The sequence below is a fragment of the Streptomyces sp. NPDC060002 genome, assembly GCF_042737245.1.
In the GTDB taxonomy this organism is placed as follows: domain Bacteria; phylum Actinomycetota; class Actinomycetes; order Streptomycetales; family Streptomycetaceae; genus Streptomyces.
In genome coordinates, this window is sequence record NZ_JBHWUW010000033.1 from 51226 (window position 1) to 73013 (window position 21788).

The 21788-nt window shown below is 71.8% G+C and carries 10 protein-coding genes; 4 read left to right on the forward strand and 6 right to left on the reverse strand.

Features of this window, described 5'->3' with window-relative positions:
- Positions 1-213: 213 nt before the first annotated feature.
- Complete coding sequence (locus ACFWBD_RS26260) at positions 214-1185, forward strand: STM4015 family protein (RefSeq protein ID WP_385671420.1); 972 nt, start codon at positions 214-216, stop codon at positions 1183-1185.
- 19 nt (positions 1186-1204) lie between these two features.
- Here the strand turns inward: ACFWBD_RS26260 and ACFWBD_RS26265 are convergent, their stop codons facing one another.
- Positions 1205-4579: a pyruvate carboxylase gene (locus tag ACFWBD_RS26265; RefSeq protein WP_385671423.1), complete on the reverse strand. Its 3375-nt coding sequence runs from the start codon at positions 4577-4579 to the stop codon at positions 1205-1207.
- 130 nt (positions 4580-4709) lie between these two features.
- A complete protein-coding gene (locus tag ACFWBD_RS26270; protein WP_385671426.1) occupies positions 4710-6491 on the reverse strand; it encodes an FAD-binding dehydrogenase in 1782 nt (593 codons plus the stop codon).
- Positions 6492-6720: 229 nt separating this feature from the next.
- Between ACFWBD_RS26270 and ACFWBD_RS26275 the strand changes: the two genes are divergently transcribed.
- The 3 genes from ACFWBD_RS26275 to ACFWBD_RS26285 all read left to right on the forward strand — a co-directional run bounded on the left by ACFWBD_RS26275 (position 6721) and on the right by ACFWBD_RS26285 (position 14855).
- Positions 6721-7872 (forward strand): helix-turn-helix domain-containing protein, encoded by a 1152-nt coding sequence (locus ACFWBD_RS26275; RefSeq protein WP_385671429.1) that lies wholly within the window; start codon positions 6721-6723, stop codon positions 7870-7872.
- Positions 7873-8003: 131 nt separating this feature from the next.
- A complete protein-coding gene (locus tag ACFWBD_RS26280; RefSeq protein WP_385671432.1) occupies positions 8004-13190 on the forward strand; it encodes a family 43 glycosylhydrolase in 5187 nt (1728 codons plus the stop codon).
- Positions 13191-13286: 96 nt separating this feature from the next.
- Positions 13287-14855 carry a hypothetical protein gene (locus ACFWBD_RS26285; protein WP_385671435.1) on the forward strand — a complete coding sequence of 523 codons (1569 nt, stop codon included), beginning with the start codon at positions 13287-13289 and terminating at the stop codon, positions 14853-14855.
- On the opposite strand, the gene ACFWBD_RS26290 is transcribed toward ACFWBD_RS26285, so the two are convergent.
- From ACFWBD_RS26290 to ACFWBD_RS26305, 4 genes are read right to left on the reverse strand one after another with little or no spacing between them, the layout of a single operon-like run.
- Complete coding sequence (locus tag ACFWBD_RS26290; protein ID WP_385671438.1) at positions 14848-17661, reverse strand: hypothetical protein; 2814 nt, start codon at positions 17659-17661, stop codon at positions 14848-14850. The genes ACFWBD_RS26285 and ACFWBD_RS26290 overlap by 8 nt on opposite strands.
- A complete protein-coding gene (locus tag ACFWBD_RS26295) occupies positions 17658-18782 on the reverse strand; it encodes an AAA family ATPase (RefSeq protein WP_385671440.1) in 1125 nt (374 codons plus the stop codon). The genes ACFWBD_RS26290 and ACFWBD_RS26295 overlap by 4 nt, the downstream gene beginning before the upstream one ends.
- Positions 18783-18834: 52 nt before the next feature.
- Positions 18835-20355, reverse strand: a complete 1521-nt coding sequence (locus ACFWBD_RS26300; RefSeq protein ID WP_385671443.1) for a VWA domain-containing protein — start codon at positions 20353-20355, stop codon at positions 18835-18837.
- An 8-nt stretch (positions 20356-20363) separates the two neighbouring features.
- Complete coding sequence (locus ACFWBD_RS26305; protein ID WP_385671501.1) at positions 20364-21758, reverse strand: hypothetical protein; 1395 nt, start codon at positions 21756-21758, stop codon at positions 20364-20366.
- Positions 21759-21788 lie beyond the last annotated feature (30 nt).

Consider the following 21788-nt stretch of genomic DNA (forward strand, 5'->3'; position numbering starts at 1 on the left):
AACGGCCGCTGCGGGAAAGTGCAGTTGTTCACGGAGGGACGTTAGCGGGTGACCCGGCGCGCGTCACCGGCCGCGAGGGCAGACCCGCTGCCCTCGCGGGCAGCGCCCCGCGCGGGACTGTCGGTGGGGGTTGGTAGAAAGTACGCCGCACGGGCCGGAGCGCGCAGTCCCGGCCACCGTCCGCTCGCTGACCGCTCACGGAGGTACCCGCTCATGACGCTGGCGCACATCTCGGAACTGCACGGCCTGCCGGTGTTCGTCTTCCCTCTGCCCGGGGAGACCGCCCGGGACCTCCCCGAAGCGGAGTCCGTGGCCTGGAAGCTCGTCCGGCAGGACGGCGAACCGGAGGACTTCGACGAGTGCTGGAACCGGTTCCTGGACACCGTGGACCCCTCGCGGGTGCGCGCCCTGGTCCTCGGGGCGGGCGCCTACGGCAGCGAACTGGACGCCGGCGACTGCTGCCACGAGGTGGTGGAACGCCTCGCCGGGGCGGCGGACCGGCTGACCGGCCTTCGGGCCCTCTATCTCGCCGACCTCGAGTTCGAGGAGTGCGAGCTCTCCTGGATCGTCCAGGGCGACGTCAGCCCGTTCCTCACCGCCTACCCCGGGCTGGAGGAGCTCGCCGTACGCGGTTCGGGCGGTGGCTTCGGCGGCGGTACGGGGCTGGAGTTCACGCCGTTGCGCCACGAGAGTCTGCGCGTCCTGCGCTTCGAGAACGGCGGGCTGCCCGCCGAGGTGGTGCACGGACTCGCCGGCTCGGACCTGCCCGCGCTGGAGCACCTGGACCTGTGGCTGGGCGCGGAGTCGTACGGCCGCTCCGCCACCGTGGCCGACCTCGCGCCGATCCTGGACGGCTCCCGGCTGCCCGCCCTGCGCCGGCTGGGTCTGCAGAACGGCGACAACCAGGACGAGGTGGCCGCCGCCGTCGCCGCGGCACCCGTGGTGGCCCGGCTGACCGCCCTGCACCTGGGCCGCGGCACCCTGTCCGACACGGGCGCCGCGGCACTGCTGAGCGGTCAGCCGCTGGTGCATCTCCAGGAGCTGGACCTTCACCACCACTACCTGTCCGACGCGATGGCGGAGCGGATACGGCAGGTTCTGGAGCCCCACGGCGTGAAGGTGGACCTGTCGGGCCGGGAGGACGCGGACGGCCCGGACGACCGGTACGTGGCCGCGGGCGAGTGACCGCCCGCGACCCGTGACCTCAGCCCACCTCGACCAGCAGGTCACCGCCCTCCACCTGCTGGATCCGGTTGATGGCCAGCCGCGACACCGTGCCGGCCTTCGGCGCCGTGATCGTGGCCTCCATCTTCATCGCCTCGATGGTGGCGATCGTCGCGCCGGCCTCCACCTCGTCGCCCTCGGCGACCGCCAGCGTGACCACGCCCGCGAACGGCGCGGCGACATGTCCGGGGTCGGCGCGGTCGGCCTTCTCGGTCACCGGTACGTCGGAGGCCGCCGCGTTGTCCCGCACCTGGATGGGCCGCAGTTGGCCGTTCAGGGACGACATCACGGTGCGCAGGCCGCGCTCGTCGGCCTCACCGACGGCCTGGAGCTCGATCAGGAGCCGGACGCCCGGCTCGAGGTCGACGGCGTACTCCTTGCCCGGCCGCAGACCGTAGAAGAAGTCCTTGCTGTCGAGCACGCTGGTGTCACCGTAGGCCTGGCGGTGGGTCTCGAAGTCGCGGGTCGGGCCGGGGAAGAGCAGCCGGTTGAGGGTGGTGCGGCGGGTCTTCTCCAGGCCCTCGCGGTCCTCGGTGGTCAGGTCCTGGACGGGCTTGGCCGCCGCGCGGCCCTGCAGTGCCTTGCTGCGGAACGGCTCGGGCCAGCCGCCGGGCGGGGTGCCGAGTTCGCCGCGCAGGAAGCCGATGACGGAGTCGGGGATGTCGTAGCGGTCGGGCGACGCCTCGAAGTCCTGCGGGGACACTCCGGCGCCGACCAGGTGCAGGGCGAGGTCGCCGACCACCTTGGAGGACGGGGTGACCTTCACCAGGTGGCCGAGGATGCGGTCGGCGGCGGCGTACATCGCCTCGATGTCCTCGAAGCGGTCGCCGAGGCCGAGCGCGACGGCCTGGGTGCGCAGGTTGGAGAGCTGTCCGCCGGGGATCTCGTGGTGGTAGACGCGCCCGGTCGGGGAGGCCAGGCCCGCCTCGAAGGGGGCGTAGATCTTGCGGACGCCCTCCCAGTACGGTTCCAGGTCGCCGACGGCCTGGAGGTCGAGGCCGGTGGGCCGCTCGGAGTGGTCGGTCGCGGCGACGATCGCGGACAGCGAGGGCTGCGAGGTCGTACCCGCCATGGAGGCCACGGCTCCGTCGACGGCGTCCGCGCCGGCCTGGATCGCCGCCAGGTAGGTGGCGAGCTGGCCGCCCGCGGTGTCGTGGGTGTGCAGGTGCACCGGCAGTTCGAACTCGCGGCGCAGCGCCGACACGAGCTTCGCGGCGGCCGGGGCGCGCAGCAGGCCCGCCATGTCCTTGACGGCCAGCACATGGGCGCCCGCGTCGACGATCTGTTCGGCCAGCCGGAGGTAGTAGTCGAGGGTGTAGAGCCGCTCGTTCGGGTCGGACAGGTCGGAGGTGTAGCAGAGGGCGACCTCGGCGACGGCCGTCCCCGTCTCCCGTACGGCGTCGATGGCGGGCCGCATCTGGCCGACGTCGTTGAGCGCGTCGAAGATGCGGAAGATGTCGATGCCGGTGGCGGCGGCCTCCTGGACGAAGGCGTCGGTCACCTCGGTCGGGTAGGGCGTGTAGCCGACGGTGTTGCGGCCGCGCAGCAGCATCTGGAGGCAGATGTTGGGGACCGCCTCGCGCAGGGCGGCCAGCCGCTCCCACGGGTCCTCGGCGAGGAAGCGCAGGGCGACGTCGTAGGTGGCGCCGCCCCAGCACTCCAGGGACAGCAGTTCGGGCAGGGTCCGGGCGACCAGCGGGGCCGAGGCGAGGAGGTCCTTGGTGCGGACCCGGGTGGCCAGCAGGGACTGGTGGGCGTCGCGGAAGGTGGTGTCGGTGACGCCGATGGTCGGCGACTCGCGCAGTTGGCGGGCGAAGCCCTCGGGTCCGAGGTGGACCAGGCGCTGGCGGGAGCCCGCGGGCGGCTCGGTGTCGGGCACCGGCGGCAGCTTGGTGACCGGGTCGATCAGCTCGGGCCGCTCACCGTGCGGCTTGTTCACCGTGACGTCGGCGAGGTAGGTCAGCAGCTTGGTGCCGCGGTCGGCCGAGGAGCGCGCGGTGAGCAGGTGCGGGCGCTGTTCGATGAACGACGTCGTGACGCGCCCGCCCTGGAAGTCCGGGTCGTCCAGGACGGCCTGGAGGAACGGGATGTTGGTGGACACACCCCGGATCCGGAACTCGGCGACGGCCCGCCGGGCCCGCTTGATCGCGGTCTCGAAGTCCCGGCCCCGGCAGGTCAGTTTGACCAGCATCGAGTCGAAGTGCGCGCTGATCTCCGTACCCGCGTGGGTGGTACCGCCGTCGAGGCGGATGCCGGACCCGCCGGGCGAGCGGTAGGCGCTGATGCGGCCGGTGTCGGGGCGGAAGCCGTTGGCGGGGTCCTCGGTGGTGATCCGGCACTGGAGGGCGGCGCCGTGCAGGGTGACCGTGTCCTGGGACAGGCCGAGGTCGGCCAGGGTCTCGCCGGCGGCGATGCGAAGCTGGGCCTGGACGAGGTCGACGTCGGTGACCTCCTCGGTCACCGTGTGCTCGACCTGGATGCGCGGGTTCATCTCGATGAAGACGTGGTTGCCCGCGGGGTCGAGGAGGAACTCGACGGTACCGGCGTTGCGGTAGCCGATCTCGCGGGCGAAGCGCACGGCGTCGGCGCAGATACGGTCGCGCAGCCCGGGGTCGAGGTTGGGCGCGGGGGCCAGCTCGATCACCTTCTGGTGACGGCGCTGGACCGAGCAGTCGCGCTCGAAGAGGTGGATGACGTTGCCCTCGCCGTCGGCGAGGATCTGCACCTCGATGTGGCGCGGGTCGACGACGGCCTTCTCCAGGAAGACGGTCGGGTCGCCGAAGGCGGACGCGGCCTCGCGGGAGGCCGCCTCGATGGACTCGCGCAGCACGGCCGGGTCCTCGACGCGGCGCATGCCTCGTCCGCCGCCGCCGGCGACCGCCTTGACGAACAGGGGGAAGCCGATCTCCTCGGCGGCCCGGACCAGTTCGTCGATGTCGTTGGAGGGCTCGGACGAGCCGAGCACGGGCACGCCCGCCGCGCGGGCCGCCGCCACCGCGCTCGCCTTGTTCCCGGTCAGTTCGAGGATGCGCGCGTCGGGGCCGACGAACGTGATGCCCGCCTCCTCGCAGGCACGCGCGAGTTCGGGGTTCTCGGAGAGGAACCCGTAGCCCGGGTAGACGGCGTCGGCGCCCGCCCGGCGCGCGGCGCCGACGATCTCCTCGACGGAGAGGTAGGCGCGCACCGGGTGCCCCTGCTCGCCGATCTCGTAGGCCTCGTCGGCCTTCTGCCGGTGGAGTGAGTTGCGGTCCTCGTACGGGAAGACCGCGACCGTGCGCGCGCCCAGCTCATAGCCGGCGCGAAACGCACGGATCGCGATCTCGCCACGGTTGGCGACCAGCACCTTGCGGAACATCCGGGACCCCTTCAGCCTGGCGGTGACGAGGACCATCGTGTCGGTGCGTGACCGGGTTGGCCATGTGAGTCGGGCCACTCGGCCCATGTCTCGCTCGATCGGACCGTGCCCGGCTACATTCGATGCCCGGTCAGGTCGCCGTCGCCGCCGCGGCGGCCCGTCCCGCCTGGCGTCCGGAGAACAGGCAGCCGCCGAGGAACGTGCCCTCGAGGGAGCGGTAGCCGTGGATTCCGCCGCCGCCGAAGCCGGCGACCTCTCCGGCCGCGTACAGACCGGGCACGGGGTTCCCGGCCGCGTTCAGGACCCGGCCGAAGAGGTCGGTCTGGAGACCGCCGAGGGTCTTGCGGGTGAGGACGTTGAGGCGTACGGCGATCAGCGGGCCCGCGCTGGAGTCGAGGATCCGGTGGATGGCGGCCGTCCGGCTGAGTGAGTCGCCGGTGTAGTTCAGGGCGTTGCGGATGCCCATGACCTGGACGTCCTTGGTGTACGCGTTGTCGATCTCCCGGTCCCGGGCCTCGATCTGCCGCTTGAGGTCGGCGAGGTCGATGAGTGAGGTGCCGGTCAGCTTGTTCATGCCGGCGACGAGGTCGGTGAGCGTCGAGGCGACGACGAAGTCCTCGCCCTTGTTCTTGAACTTCTCGATCGGCTCGGGGGTCTGCCAGATCCGGGACAGCAGCTGCCAGACGTTCTTGTTGGTGAGGTCGGGGTTCTGTTCGGAGCCGGAGAGCGCGAACTCCTTGGCGATGATCTTCTGGGTGGTGACGAACCAGGAGTAGTCGTAGCCCGAGTCGGTGATGGTCTTGAGGGTGTGCAGGGTGTCGTAGCCGGGGAGGTCGGGCGTGTTGAACCGCTTGCCCGTCGCGTCGAACCACATCGAGGACGGGCCGGGGAGGATGCGGATGCCGTGGCCGGGCCAGATCGGGTCGTAGTTGCGCAGGCCCTCGGTGTAGTGCCACATGCGGTCGGGGTTGACGATGCGGCCGCCCGCCTTCTCGGTGATGCCCAGCATGCGGCCGTCGACGTGCGCGGGAACGCCCGTGACCATGAACTTCGGCGGGGTGCCCATCCGGGCGGGCCAGTTCTGCCGGACCAGGTCGTGGTTGGCGCCGATGCCGCCGGAGGTGACGACGACGACCGGGGCGCGCAGCTCGAAGTCACCGACGGCCGTGCGGGAGCTGGGCTTGCCGCGGGCCACGCCGCTGGGCTCCAGGACGGCCCCGCGGACGCCGGTGACGACTCCCCCGGTGGTGACGATCTCGTCCACGCGGTGCCGGAACCTGAAGGTCACCTTGTTGTCGGCGACCGCGGCCCGGACCTTCTTCTCGAACGGCTCGACGACCGCCGGTCCGGTGCCCCAGGTGACGTGGAAGCGGGGTACGGAGTTGCCGTGTCCGGTGGCGAGGCCGCCGCCGCGCTCCGCCCAGCCGACGATCGGGAACCACTGGACGCCGAGCCCGGAGAGCCAGGACCGCTTCTCGCCGGACGCGAACTCGACGTACGCCTTGGCCCACTGGTACGCCCAGTGGTCCTGGCCCTTGGGGTCGTCGACGCCCCGGTCGAAGCCGGCCGTGCCCTGCCAGTCCTGCCAGGCCAGGTCGTAGGTGTCCTTGACGCCCATCAGGCGCTGTTCGTCGGAGTTGACGAGGAACAGTCCGCCGAAGGACCAGAACGCCTGGCCGCCGATGCTCGCCTCGGGTTCCTGGTCGAGGAGGAGCACCTTGCGTCCGGCCGCGGCGAGTTCGGCGGTGGCGACGAGTCCGGCGAGTCCGTGGCCGACGACGATCGCGTCGGCGTCCTGCGTGGCGCCGTACGCGGGGAAGGCCTGCGCGGCGAGGGTCGCGCCCGCGAGGACTCCGCCCGCCACGGTCAGGGCGTGGCGGCGGGTGATTCCATCGGCTTCGGGGGTGTCCATGAGCGGCCCTCCTGGGGGCTTCGCGGGGGCGGTACTCGGACCGTGCGTGGGAAAGCCCTGGCCGGTCCATGGGTGGCGTGACTTTGGGGTGTTCCTGCGACAGCTGCGCTGTTACCGTCGGTAGCCCAACAGGAAACCAGGTCGTCACACGGCTCCGGTAGTGCGCGGGCGTCAACGTGAGCGCCGCTCGCTTGTGGCTCGGCGACAGCGGCCGGGCAAAGGGGGGACCATGACCGTCGTCCACGGACCGGAGCCGGTCGCCAGGGTCCTGCGGGACATGGCCGCCGACGTCGATGTGTGCGTCGAGCTCGCGCACGCCGCCCGCAGCCGCTCCCCCGAACTGTCCCGGCTGACCGAGGAGGCGACCCGGTCGCATGTGACGGCGATGCTCCGCGCGGCCGACCCCTGGTTCACCGCGCCGGAACGGACCGGGTCGGTCGACGATCAGGACTTCACGGCCGCCCTCCTGCTGGGCGCCGACCGTGCCGTGCAGGGCGTGCCGATGACGGTCGTCCTGCGGGGCGTGCAGGCGGCGCTGGCCCGGGCGGCGGAGATCGTCGTGGACCGCTGCCGTTCGGCGGGGGTCTCGGACCGGGCACTGCTGTCGGTCGTCCTGCGGCTCCAGGAGTACGGCGCGGCGATGGAACGGCAGGTGATCCACGGCTACCGCGCCGCCGAGCACGAGTCGCCACGCACGCTGGGCGCCGTCCGCACCCGGCTGCTGCACCAGGCGCTGCTCGGCGAAGTCCCGCCGCGCGAGGAGGAGTTGGCGCGCGCCGGGGTCCGGTCGGACGCCGCCGGGCACTACCACTGCCTGGTCGCCGCCCCCGCGCCCGCGCCCACGCGGGCGGTGAGCTCGCCGCACACCGTGACCGTGCCGCTCGACGGCCGCACGGTCGGGCTGTGCCCGCGGCCGCCGGAGGCCGACGAGGTCGACCCCGAGGCGCTCGTCGTGGTCGCGCCCGCCGCTCCCCTGCCGGAGCTGCCCTCGCTGTACCGGCTGTGCGTGCGCGCCGTGGACCTCGGCCGGCGGCACGGGTTGCACGGGCTGTACGACGTCACGGACTTCGCCGCCCGGATCGCGCTGGCGGAACAGCCCTCGCTGGGTACCCTGCTGAGCCGCCGACTGCTCGGCTCGCTGGACCCGGCGGACGCGTTCCACCATCAACTCGCCCTCACCGCACTGGCGTTCCTGGACAACGGGCGTCGACTCGACCAGACCGCGGCGGCGCTGTTCACCCACCCCAACACCGTCCGCTACCGGCTCGGCCGACTCCGGCAGATCACCTCCACGTCCCTCGCGGACGGCGACGGCCCGCTGGCCGCCCTGCATTGGTGGTGGGCCCTCACCGCATGGATGGAGTCGTCAACACGGCGTTGAGCAGAGGCCCTTGCGGGCCTCCTCATCATGTTCGACCTGTCGGACATTGTTCGAGAAGTCTTGACGCGGCTATGTACACCGTTTGACACTCTCGCAACATCACGTCACACGGTTGAAACGGCGGTCTGCCCATGACGCACAGACATCGACTCGGCGACCGGGCGAGACGGGGGGCCGGACAACTGGCCGCGCTGACCGCCGTGTCCCTGCTCGTCGGCCTCGTCGGGGCGGCGGCGCCCGTCCAGGCCGACGAGGCCGACGACGTCCCCGCCGGTCTGGCCCTCTGGTACAAGCTCGACGCCACGTCCGGCACCACGGTCACCGACGCCTCCGGCCACGGCCGCGACGGCACGGTGACCGGCACCGCCGGCTGGTCGCCCACCGGCCAGGGCCTCGCCTTCAACGGCTCCGACACCTACGTCAAGATGCCGAACGACGTACTGAAGGGCATGGACGCGATCAGCGTCGCCATGGACGTGCGGATCGACGCCGCCCAGTCCACGCCGTACTTCCTCTACGGCTTCGGCAACTCCAGCGGCAGCACCGGCAACGGCTACCTGTTCACCACCGGCAACTCGCTGCGCACCTCGATCGCCACCGGCAACTGGTCGACGGAACAGACCACCAAGCCCGCCGACTCCCACAACCTGACCCGCTCGGTGTGGAAGCACCTCACCTACACACAGTCCGGCACCACCGGTGTGCTGTACGAGGACGGCGTCGAGGTCGCCCGCAACACCTCGGTCACCATCACCCCCGGCGCCATCGGCTCCGGCATCACCACCGCCAACTACCTCGGCAAGTCCGTGTACTCCGGCGACAAGCTCTTCAAGGGCGACATCCGCGACTTCCGGGTGTACGACCACGCGCTGCCCGCCTCCGACGTGGAACAACTCGCCCTCCCCGTGGCCACGCAGGGCGTCGCCGACGACAAGGCCGCACTGAGCCTCGGTGACACCGGCGCTGTCATCGCCGACCTGGACCTGCCGAAGACCGGCACGGCCGGCGGCGCCACGATCAGCTGGGCCAGCGACAACACCGCCCTGGTGTCGGACGCGGGCAAGGTGACCCGCCCCACCTCGGGCGAGCCGGACGGCCACGCCACGCTCACGGCGACCCTCAGAAAGGGGACGGTCACGGCCACCAAGTCGTTCGACGTCACGGTCCTCGCCGCGTTCGACGACGCGACCGCCGCCCGGCAGGCCGCCGACGCCCTCACGGTCCACAACCTCGACGACGTCCGCGGCAACCTCGGCCTCCCGGCCACCGGTTCCTACGGCACCGACGTCACCTGGGCCTCCGCGCGAGCGGACGTCGTCTCGGCCGACGGCGTGGTCCACCGCCCCGCGCACGGCACCGGCGCCGCCACCGTCGAACTGACCGCGACCGTCACCAAGGGCGAGGCGAAGGCGACCCGCGTGTTCACCGCGAAGGTCCCCGAACTCCCCGTGAAGGAAGCCCTCAAGGGCTACATGTTCAGCTACTTCACCGGCGAGGGCACGTCCGACGGAGAGCAGCTCTACGCCGCGCTCAGCAAGGGCAACGACCCGCTGAAGTGGCGGGAGCTGAACGACGAGCAGCCCGTCCTGACCTCCACCCTCGGTGAGCGGGGCCTGCGCGACCCGTTCATCATCCGCTCCCCCGAGGGCGACAAGTTCTACCAGATCGCCACCGACCTCAGGATCTACGGCAACGGCGACTGGGACGCCGCCCAGCGCACCGGCAGCAAGTCCGTCATGGTCTGGGAGTCCACCGACCTCGTCCACTGGACGGACCAGCGCCTGGTGAAGGTCTCCCCCGACAGCGCCGGCAACACCTGGGCACCCGAGGCGTACTACGACGCCGGCCTCGGCGAGTACGTGGTCTTCTGGGCGTCCAAGCTGTACGACAACGCTGCGCACTCCGGCGACACGTACAACCGGATGATGTACGCCACGACCCGCGACTTCTACACGTTCAGCGAGCCCAAGGTGTGGATCGACCGCGGCTACTCGGTCATCGACTCCACGGTGATCCAGCACGACGGCACGTACTTCCGGCTGTCGAAGGACGAGCGCAACAACTCGTCCTCCACCCCCAACAGCAAGTTCATCTTCGAGGAGAAGAGCGACTCGCTGCTGAACCTCTCCTGGGACGCGGTCGCCGAGGGCATCGGCAAGGGCGCGATGAACGCGGCCGAGGGACCGCTGGTGTTCAAGTCCAACACCGAGGAGAAGTGGTACGCCTTCCTCGACGAGTTCGGCGGCCGCGGCTACCTCCCGTTCGAGACCACGGACCTCGCCTCCGGCGTCTGGACCCCGTCCACCGGCTACGACCTGCCGGCCAGGCCCCGCCACGGCACCGTCCTGCCGGTCACCCAGGCCGAGTACGACCGGCTGCTGCGCGCCTACCAGCCGGACCAGCTCGTCGAGAGCGTCGAGGACGTGCCGGTGAGGACACGGATCGGCCAGGCCCCGGTGCTGCCCGCGACCGTGATCGCCACGTACGCCGACGGTGTCGCGCGCCCGGTGGCGGTGGCCTGGGACGACGTCCCGGCGTCGGCATACGCACAGGCCGGCACGTTCACGGTGGCCGGAAGCCTGCCCGACGGCGCCGCGCTGCCCGTCCGGGCCCGCGTGACGGTGTCCGAGGAGGGCGCCGACGTGCCCGCCGATCTGCTGCTGCACTACGGCTTCGACGAGACGTCCGGCAACATCGCCGTCGACTCCAGCGGCCACGGCAACCACGGCACCTACGTCCGCACGCCCGGGTTCGGGGCCGGCGTGGACGGCGGCTCGTTCAAGATGTCCGGCGACTCCGCCACCTCCCCGTACGTCAAGATCCCGAACGGCGTGCTGAAGGACGCCGACAGCGTCACCGTGTCCACGTACGCCAAGTGGCAGGGCGGCTCCGCCTTCCAGTGGCTGTTCGGGCTCGGACCCGACAGCGACAAGTACCTCTTCGCCACCCCCTCCAACGGCGGCTCCAGCCTGTACTCGGCCATCACGAAGGCCAGTTGGTCGGCGGAGTCGAAGCTCACGGCAGGCTCGCAGCTCACCCCCGGCGAGTGGCGGCACGTCACCGTCACCCTCGACGGCTCGACCGGCACGATGGTCCTCTACGTCGACGGCGTCGAGGCGGCCCGCACGACGACCACCGTCAAGCCGTCCGAGCTGTACAACTCCGCCAAGGACTACAGCGGTTACATCGGCAGGTCGTTGTACTCGGCCGATCCGTACTTCGCCGGCGAGGTCGACGACTTCCGCGTCTACGGCCGGGCCCTGTCGGCCGCGGAGGTCATGGAGCTCAGCGGCAACACCGCGGGCATCGCCAGGGCGACCCACCCCGCGCTGAAGGTCGACGCCCTCCTGGACAACGCGAACAGCAAGGTCACCCTGCCGCTGAAGGAGGGCACCGACCTCACCGCGCTGGCACCGGAGTTCACCCTCGCCCACGGCGCGGCGATCAGCCCCGCCTCGGGCAGCGTGCACGACTTCAGCAAGCCGGTGACGTACGAGGTGACCGGCTCGGACGGCACCAAGCGCACCTGGACGGTCTCCGCACTCGTCATGAAGAGCCCGGTGCTGCCGGGCCTCAACGCCGACCCGAACATCGTGCGCTTCGGTGACACCTTCTACATGTACCCGACGACCGACGGCTTCGAGGGCTGGAGCGGTACGCGGTTCAAGGCGTACTCGTCGACCGACCTGGTGCACTGGACCGACCACGGCGTCATCCTCGACCTGGGGCCGGACGTCGGCTGGGCGGACAGCAGGGCGTGGGCGCCGGCGATCGCCGAGAAGAACGGGAAGTACTACTTCTACTTCTGCGCCGACGCCAACATCGGTGTCGCCGTCTCCGACTCGCCCACCGGCCCGTTCACGGACGCCCTGGGCAAGCCGCTGCTCAAGGCCGGCCAGTACAGCGGCCAGATGATCGACCCGGCGGTCTTCACGGACGACGACGGCCGGTCGTACCTCTACTGGGGCAACGGGCACGCCTATGTCGTCCCGCTCGGCGACGACATGATCTCCTTCGACGCCTCGAAGATCACCGACATCACCCCGAGCGGCTACAACGAGGGCAGCTTCGTCGTCAAGCGCAAGGGCACCTACTACTTCATGTGGTCGGAGAACGACACCCGGGACGAGAACTACCGCGTCGCCTACGCCACAGGCCCCTCGCCCACCGGCCCGTGGACCAAGCGCGGCGTGATCCTCGAGAAGGACCTCTCCCTCGGCATCAAGGGCACCGGCCACCACTCGGTCGTCCAAGTACCGGGAACGGACGACTGGTACATCGCCTACCACCGCTTCGCCATCCCCGGCGGAGACGGCACCCACCGCGAAACCACCGTCGACAAGCTGGAGTTCGACGCCGACGGCCTGATCGAGAAGGTCGTGCCCACCCTCACGAGCATCGACCCGGTCACCGTCGTCCACGCCGGACCGGACGCCCAGGGCCTCGAGGGCGCCGCGATCGCCCTGACCGGCACGGTCTCCGGAGCGAGCGGCGCACGATGGACCGTCGAGAAGGGCGCGCCCTGCACGGTCGAGGACCCCGCCGCCGCCCGCACCACGGTCACCTGCACCGACAACGGCACCTACGGCGTCACCCTGACCGGTGGCCGCAGCACCGACTCGGCCGTGGTGACCGTGACGAACGCGGCCCCCGCCATCACGTCCGCCACCGGCCCGTCGGGCCCGGTGCCGGCCGGCCGCGCCACGGCCGTCACCGTCCGGTTCGGCGACCCGGGCACAGGTGACACCCACACCTGTGTGGTCGACTGGAAGGACGGCGGCAAGCCGACCACCGGCACGCTCACCTCGTCCGGCTGCCGGGCCGAGCACACCTACGCCTCCGCGGGCATCCGCCGTCCGGTGATCACCGTCACCGACGACGACGGCGCCTCGGCCGCCACGACGCTCCCCGAGCTGATCGTGTACGACCGGGCCGCCGGACCGGTGGTGGGCGCGGGCACCGTCGCCGCCAAGGTCGGGCCGAAGCTGACGGGCCAGGCGTTCTTCTCGCTCACGGCCGGCTATCTGCCGGGAGCCACCGCCCCGGCCGGAGGGGTCACCCTCGACTTCAGGCCGGCCCGCCTGAAGTTCCGCTCCACCGGTTTCGACTGGCTCGTCGTCTCCGGCTCCACGGCCGTCCTCCAGGGCTCGGGCACGGTCGACGGCAAGAGCGGCTACGGCTTCCGCGTCACCACGACGGACAGCCCGGACACCTTCCTCATCAAGATCTGGAAGAAGTCCGGCGGGGAGGTGGTCTACAACAGTGGCACCCCGGCAAAGGTCAACGGCGTCCTCACGGTCGGCTACGGGCGCCGGTAGCACGGACGCCTGGCCCTCGATCCGGCCGGGCGGTTAAGGTCATGGGCCCCCTGTCCTCGACAGGGGGCCCACTCATGGCCTGGGGGAATTCGACGCATGCCGACACCCGAGCAGATCTGGGAGGACGCCGATCTCGCCACCCGGCGCCTGGCCGGAGTCGCCCTGAATCCCTCGACTCCGCAGGACGTCCTGCTGCAACTGCTGGCGAAGGCGCCGCTCGCCGTACGGATGGTGCTGTGCCGGGACCGGGTACTGCCCGAGGCGGTCGTCGAAGCCGTCATCGAACATCCCGACCACCGCACCCGTGGCTTCTTCGCCCGCAATCCGCACGTCGCCCCGGCCCAGCGGGTGCGGCTGGTGGACGATCCGCACTGGTTCGTGCACGCCCATCTCGCCGACGCCCCCCGGGTGACCGCCCCCGCCGAGCCCCGGCCGCTGCCCGACGACGCCGTCGTCCGCATGATGAACACCTTCGATCCGGAGCACCTGGGCGGCACCTTCTACCGGCAGTTCTCCCTCACGCTGCGCCGCTCCATGGCCACGCATCCGGACGCGAAGGTCCGCGCCTGGGGAGTCGGCATGTGGGGATGGCAGGACCCGAAGACGCGGGCCGCACTGCTGACGGACCCCGACGACGAGGTGCGAAGGCGGGCGCAGGACCGGCTGCGCCACGAGGATCCGGTGTGGGTGGAGAGCATGCTGCCCGACCGGTCCTGCCACGCCCGCACCGGCGCACTGCTCCACGACGCTCTCAGCAGGGCCGTCGTGGACAGCGTCCTCACCGCTCCGGCCGGCCCCGAGGACCGGCAGATGATCGCGGGCAACCCGAGTCTCCCGCCCGACGTCGTGGCCTTGCTGGCCGCCGATCCCGACCCGGAGGTCCGGTGGCGCATCGCGCGCCGCACGGACCTCGGTCCCGTCGAACGACGCGCGCTGGTCTCCGATCCCGAACCCGACGTACGCCGGATGGTCGCCCGCCACCGCGACCTCGACCACGACGAACTCCGTGCCCTCGCGGCCGATCCCGACCCGAAGGTCCGGCTGTCCGTGTCCCTCCACCCCGCGTGGACCGAGGAGGAACGGGCCGCGATCGACTACGAGGTCCCCCTGGACGAGCCGTTCTGCTTCTACCCCGAGCGGCTGTTCCCCCGGGACCCCGAAGCCGTCCGCCGGGACGCGCTCTCCGGTCACCCGATGCTGCGCAGGGAGGCGGCGCGAGAGCGCACTCTGCCGCCCGACCTCGTGGCCCGGCTGGCCTCCGACGACGACCTCGGCGTCCGCGTCCTGCTGGCCCAGAACCAACCGGACGTCCCGGCGGCCCTCCTGCTGCGCAGCTTCCTGGAGTACACCGGGCCCGAGCGCGCCCACCTCGTCACCCGGCCCAACTTTCCGACGGACGCTCTGGCCGCCCACGCCGACGACGGGGATCCCGCCGTCCGGGCCCTCGCCGCCCGCGACCCCGCGACCCCGCCGGCCACCGTGGCACGGCTCACCCGGGACCCCGAACCCGCCGTCCGGGCGGAGTTCGCCCGCCACCCGAACCTGCCGCCCTCCCTGCTGGCGGAACTCCTCGACGACGAGGAGCTGGCCCACCACGCCGCCGCCAACCCGGCCCTGGCCGAGAGCACCCTCCGCGCCCTGGTGAGGGCTCTGCCGGTCAGCTGACGGTCTGCAGCGCCTCCAACGCCCGCGCGGTCTGCGGATACCGGGCGAGAAGGGCCGCTCCGGACGACCCGACGCCGGGACTCTCCCACGTCCCGTCGCAGCCCAGCAGGTCCGCCAGCGCGTCGCAGGTCGCCGGGTGCGCGGCGAGGAGCGGCAGGCCGCCCGCGGTGCTCGCCGCCGACTCCACCGGCACGCGAGGCGGTTCCTGCGGGAGGCGCCACGGCGGTACCCAGGTGTCCAGCTCGGTGAGCCGGGCGGGGAAGAGCCGGCCCGCCTCGCGGATCAGCAGCGGGGCCTGTTCGGCGCCGCCGGCCCGCAGGGTGCCGATGAGGGTCGGCAGCCACGGCAGCAGCACCGCGTCGGGAAGCCGGGCGAACGCGTTCGACACCGCCTCGACGACGAAGTCGGCCAGGCCCGGGACCGGTTCCAGTGCGTGCACGAACCCGCTCAGATAGCGCGGGTAGGCGGGCACCACCAGCGGGTTGCCGAGCAGTTCCGCGCAGCGCGTCCGCAGCGCCGCCCTCGGCAGGGTGCCCAGGTGGGTCTGTGCCGCCCACAGCAGCGCGGTGCGGGACGGCTCGGCCGGATGGGACTGGGCGAGGGCGAGTTCGAGCTGGGTGCGGTCGCAGCCCAGGGACAGCGCCAGGCCCTCCATGCCGAACAGGAAACCCAGCATCGCCGCGACCTGGCGGACGGTCGCGTCCTCGTCGGTGAACGCCGTCGGCAGCAGGGTGCAGTAGTGCGCGTAGCCGGTCTTGACGAAGGACTCGATCCAGGGCGGGAGCACCGGCTCGGCGGTGCGGTAGTGGGCCAGCAGCCGGCGGACCCGGCGCAGTACCTCCGGCGCGCCGTCGACGCTGCGTTCGCTCGCCAGCACCTCCAGGGCCCGGGTGCCGAGCTCGTCGGCGAGACGGCGGCTGCGCAGATAGAGCGTGGCGTCCTCGACGGCCTCAAGGACCTGCGCCGCCGTCGCCTGCGGGGCGTACGCGGCGCGCCGCAGCCGCTGTTCCAGAACCTGCTCGACGCTGACACCCTCGTAACCCAGCTCGATGAGGGCGCGCTGGTGGGTGCCCAGGGCCAGGTCCCAGGACTCCTGGATGGGGTGTTCGCCGAGGCGGCGTTCACCCATGATGGGCCGGGCCGCGCCCTGCGGCAGCAGCCGGCGCAGCATCCACAGCAGGTCGGAGCAGCGCGCGAGTTCCGGCCGCGAGGCGATGTCCAGCAGCGCGCGCTGCACCCCGCGCTGCTGGAGCTTCAGGGCCAGCGGTGCGAGCCGGTCGTGCACCTCGCGGGCCAGCGGCGGCAGCGCGTCGTAGCCGACCTGGCCGACACGGTCGCCACCCATCATGATCTCGACCAGCCGGCCCACGTCCCGCCGGCCCGGTACGGCGTCCTTCTCGATGCAGGTGACGGCCGCGTCCTGGAAGTCGTACGGCGTCGGCTTGGCGCGGTCGCGCATCCCGGCCAGCAGGATCGACGTCTCGAAGACGGCGATGGCGTCGGCGGTGGAGGCGAGGTAGCCGCTACGGCGCGCGGCGCGCACGATCTCCACGGACCAGCCGAGCAGTTCGGCCTCGTCGAGGGCGTCCAGGGCGGGCGGCCGCTGAAGGAAACCGGTGAGCCGGTCGGCGGCCGGGACGGAGGACGCGGGGGCCGCCGGGGCCAGGGCCTTCCTCGGCTTCGCGCTCTTCCTCGTGCCTGCCTGGCCCTCCAGGCGGAACGGGCGGACGCCGGTGCGCCTGAGGTTCTTCGCCCATTCCGTCGCCGCGATGGACACCGAGCCCGCGGCCAGTCCGAACTGCGCTTCGATCGCGCCGTGGCTGGAGGGGATCAGGCCGTGCCGCCACTCGGTGCCGCTCGGCGGGCTGATGGTGAAGGTGTCGCTGCCGTGCACGCCGAACTCCGCGACCCGGCTGGCCGCGTGGAAGGCGCCGCAGACGTAGAGGCAGTCGGCGGGGTCGGTGCCGGTGGCGGCGAGGTGCTCGCGCATCCGGGTCCACATGTACCGCTCACGGTCCTCGTCGACCCGTACCTTGCCGGGGTCGCCGGGGGCGAGGCGCCGGAAGAGGCTGCCGATGAGCAGCATCACCTGGCGGTAGGTGTCGTGGTCGCTGTCGCCGAGGGGCAGTTCGACGTACTGGTGCCACCACTCCGACCAGTGCCGTACCCGGCCGTGGCGCAGGAGGTGCTCCTCCAGTTCGGCGAAGCGCGGGCGCAGGTCGCCGATCTCCACACCGACGGCGTCGCCGTGCAGGGCGGTCTGCTCCGCCGCCTCGGGCGCGTCGGCGTCGCACGCCCCGTCCGATCCGCTCTCGCCGCCGGGTCCGGTCTCCCACTGGAAGACATGGTCGGAGGAACGGTCGACGAGGACGAGTTCGACGCCCGGGGTGTCGAGCGCGTAGGCGATGGCCTGGTACTCGGCGGAGGCCTCGGTGACCGGGGCGACCACCGAGAGCGGCGCCCAGTCGGCGGGGAAGCCCTCGATCTCGCTCGCGAAGGACTGGACCGCCACCGGCAGACGGCAGTTGCGCAGCTCGGTGAGGAGGGGCGCCATGTCCTCGCACAGCTCGAGGTAGACCACCTTGGGCTGCTTCTCCCGCAGCCGGCGTGCCATCGCGATGGCCGAGGCCGGGGAGTGGTGGCAGACGGGGAAGATCTCCAGGGGTTCGCTCACCGCGCGTTCGACGTCGTCGACGATGCCCCGCAGGATGCCCTCCAGGGCCGCTGGACCGTCGGCGAACGTGGCGGCGGCGTCCTGGAGCTGGGTGCGCAGGGCGGTGAACGTGCCCTCCGGGGTCCCGGTCACGACAGGGTCGCGATCGCGTCGCGGCCGCCCTCGAGGAACTCCGGCCAGGAGCCCCCTTCCTCCTTGCTCCGCGGTTCGACGACGCCGTGCAGGTACTTGTTGAGGATGGCGAGGTCCTCCGGCGCGCGCCGGGCCAGGGTACCGACCAGGGAGGAGGCGAGGGTGTGGGCGGTGAGGGCGCGCTCGCCGAAGAAGTTGCTGTGCAGGACGGCGTCCTCGAGCACGCCGATCTGCTCGGCCGTGGACAGGGCGGACTCCAGCTTCTCGTCGTCGCTGCCGGCGGCGGCCGAGGAGGCCCGCAGGTCGGCGAAGCTCCGCAGCAGCACGTCCAGCAGGGTCGGCGGGACGTCCAGCTCGATCCGGTGGCGGCGCAGCAGTTCCTCGGTCCGGAACCGGACGATCTCGGCCTCGCTCTTCTTGTTCGTCACCACCGGGATGCGCACGAAGTTGAAGCGGCGCTTCAGTGCCGAGGAGAGGTCGTTGACGCCCCGGTCCCGGCTGTTGGCGGTGGCGATGACCGAGAAGCCGGGCTTGGCGAACACGATGTTGTCGCTGTCCTGGTCGCTGCCCAGCTCGGGGACCGAGATGTACTTCTCGGAGAGGATCGAGATCAGCGCGTCCTGGACGTCGCTGGTGGAGCGGGTGAGCTCCTCGAAGCGGCCGATCGAGCCGGCCTCCATCGCGGTCATGATCGGCGAGGGGATCATCGACTCGCGCGACTGGCCCTTGGCGATGACCATCGAGACGTTCCACGAGTACTTGATGTGGTCCTCGGTGGTGCCCGCCGTGCCCTGCACGACCAGTGTGGAGTTGCGGGAGATCGCCGCGGACAGCAGCTCGGCCAGCCAGCTCTTCCCGGTGCCCGGGTCGCCGATGAGGAGCAGGCCCCGGTCGGAGGCCAGGGTGACGATGGAGCGCTCGACGAAACTGCGGTCGCCGAACCACTTCGGGGCGATCTCCCGGTCGAGGCCGTCGGCGCGCTCGGAGCCCAGGACGAACAGACGGACCATCTTCGGGGACAGCCGCCAGGAGAACGGCTTGGGGTTGTCGTCGATCGACTCCAGCCAGTCGAGTTCCTCGGCGTACTTGAGCTCGGCGGGGGCGCGCAGCAGGTCGGTCATCGAGGGCCTTTCCCGGAGATACGTGTGGTGAGGGGCGCGAGGAACGGGTGGATCAGGTGAGAAACGTCTTGAGCTCATGGACGAGCTTGTCGATGTGGCCGGAGATCACCGGGGTGCCGAGGGTCTTGAACCGCTCCCGGAACCAGGGGTTGACCTCCTGGCGGCCGGAGCTGGTCACCGAGCCGACGGGGACGAACTTCACGCCGGACCGGTGGACCTCCTCGATGCCCTCGAACAACGGCTGGGAGCGGTCGAACTCGTAGAAGTCCGAGATCCACACCAGCACGGTGTTCTTGGGCTCGGCGATCTTCGGCCGGGCCATGGCCATGGCTACGGGGCCGTCGTTGCCGCCGCCCAGCTTGGTCCGCAGCAGCACCTCGAACGGCTCGTTCACCCAGGGGGTGAGGTCGATGGCGCGGGTGTCGTACGCGATGAGGTGCACGTCCACCTTGGGCAGTCCGGCGAAGATCGATGCCAGGATCGTGCAGTTGACCATCGAGTCGACCATCGAGCCCGACTGGTCCACGACCACGACGAGCCGCTGCGGTGTCGTCCTGCGGGCCGTGTGGCGGTAGTACAGGCGGTCGACGTAGAGGCGTTCCTCTTCGGGGCTGTAGTTGGTGAGGTTCTTCCAGATCGTGCGGTCCAGGTCGAGGTTGCGGTACACGCGCTTGGGCGGGATCGAGCGGTCGATCGCGCCGACCGTGGCCTTCTCCACCTGCGTGCGCAGCACTTCGGCGACCTCGTCGACGAAGCGGCGGATCAGCGACTTGGCATTGGCGAGGGCCACCCCGGAGAGGTTGCTCTTGTCGCGCAGCAACTGCTCGATCAGCGACATGCTCGGGGTGAGCCGCGCGGCGAGGGCGGGGTCGGCGAGCACTTCGCGCAGATGCATACGCCGGACGAGGTCCGCTTCGATGCCGCCGAGTTCCGGGCCGAGACCGGGGACGAGCTCGCCGGTCTCGGGTCCCGTGCCACGACCGCCGCGCAACTCCCCCGGCCGGCTGCCGAGAGCACGCTCCAGCCAGCCGGTGTCGCTCTGCCAGCGGGACAGCTGTCCGGCACTGACGGCTCCGGAGCCGGTGGAGAAGACGTTCAGCAGCACCTTGGACACGAGGGCCGCGCGCCGCACCTCCGCGGCGCGATCACGCGCGTCGCCGTCGGCCGCAGCCTCGGCGTCAGTCTGCGTGCCCGTGCCGGTGTCGGTGTCGCTGTCACTGTCGCTGTCGCTGTCGCTGTCGGTGTCGGTGTCGGTGTCACTGTCGCTGTCGCTGTCGCTGTCGCTGTCGCTGTCGCTGTCGCTGTCGCTGTCGCTGTCGCTGTCGCTGTCGCTGTCGGGAACCATCAACCCGTCGAACTCCGCGGCCAGTTCCGGGTGGCGCTGGACGATCGAGTCGACGGAGGTCTGCGGGTCCAGCAGCGCGGGCGGCAGTCCGATGTCCTCGACGACGGCGAGGCTCGCCGACTCCAGGCCGCCCTGCTCCTCGGGGTCGAAGAGACGGGCCAGCAGCCGCCAGTAGAGGACCTGGCGGCGATTGTCGTCGGGAACAGCTTCGGGCATGGGTTCGGGCATGGGTTCGCTCATTTCCGGAGCAGCCTTCCCGCTCGCTCGCGCAGGACGCTCACCGCGTCGGTCGCGGCCTTCTCGGCCCGGACGCCGGTCTTGTCGGTGGTGCCGCCGGCCCACGCGCCCGCGTGGAGGGCGACGGCCTTCTTGCGCACGGTGGTCTCCACGGCGAGCGGCTGGAGCCGGAAGCCGCCGCCGTCCCAGCGCAGCAGGCCGACGCAGGCGCGGGAGGCCGCGACAGCCTCGGGCGTGAGCGGGCTCGCGGTCGGGACGCGGTCGGTGTCGACGGGGAGCGCGTGTCCGGCGACGGTGAAGGTGAGCGTGTCACCATCCTGTTCGCGGTCGTAGCCCTCCAGGAACACCGGCTCGGCGATGCGCGCGGGGTGGCGGTCCAGGGGTGCGGTGGGCAGGGCGGTGGCGGCCGGCAGGACGACCCGTGCGGTGGCGAGGGCGTCGGCGGGCTCGCCCGCGCGGGCCCGGGCGTCGTCCCAGATGAGGTCGCCCTCGTCGGTGAGGGGCATGGCGTCGAGGTCCATGGACCTGCCTTCACCGAGGGCGGTGAGCAGCGACAGGTGCGGTCGCAGCAGCTGCCAGACGCCGGCCGCGACGACGGTGTCCGGTTTGGGCACCGAGACGCTCGCGCGGACCAGCCGGGGCGCGGTGCCGTCGGCGGGTTCGAACACCGCGTGGACCTGGGCCTGAGCGGCGGTGGCGTGTTCGTGCAGGTCGAGGCCGAGCGGCAGCAGTCGGCCGGTGGCGGCCGTGACGGTGGGCCGGGCGGCGGCGCCGGGCGTGGTCAGCAGAAGGGCGCGGGACCACAGGTCGCCCCAGCGGCGCGTGGGGATGCTGTCCAGGGCCGCGCCGGGGCAGGAGGCGGCGAGTTCGGCGGCGAATCCGTCGAGCAGGGTGGCGAGGCGGCGCAGCCCGGGGTCGGGCAGCATCGCGGAGACGATGGGTGCGGCTCCGCCGGCCAGCTCGTGGTCGATGCCCTGCCAGCCGGCGCGCGCGAGGTCCGACAGCCAGGTGCGGGCGGCTGCCAGCAGGTTCACCGCCGGTCGCGCGTCGGGGGCCTCGGCCGTCCGCTCCTCGCGTGTGCGGCCGGTCACCTCGTCCACGCCGGCCGTGAGCGCGTCGTGGACGGCGCCGAGCAGGGCGGTGCGGGCGGCGGCGAGGGTGACGAAGTGCTCCTCGCCGGCGGCGCCGGTGGCGGCCTTCGCGGCGGCCTCGGTGACCCGGGCGGCCAGCGGGCTGCCGGCGACGGCGCGGGCGAGCACGGTGAGGTCGTCCACCCGTTCGGGGCGGGGGCGCAGCAGGCCGGCGACCAGGGTGCGGTCGAAGGCGTCGACCGCCGCCAGGGCCTCGTCCAGTCCCTCGACGGGTGCCGTGGGCAGGCCTGCGTGCTCCCCCACGGTCGTACCGCGCTCGCTCCGGGCAGCCTC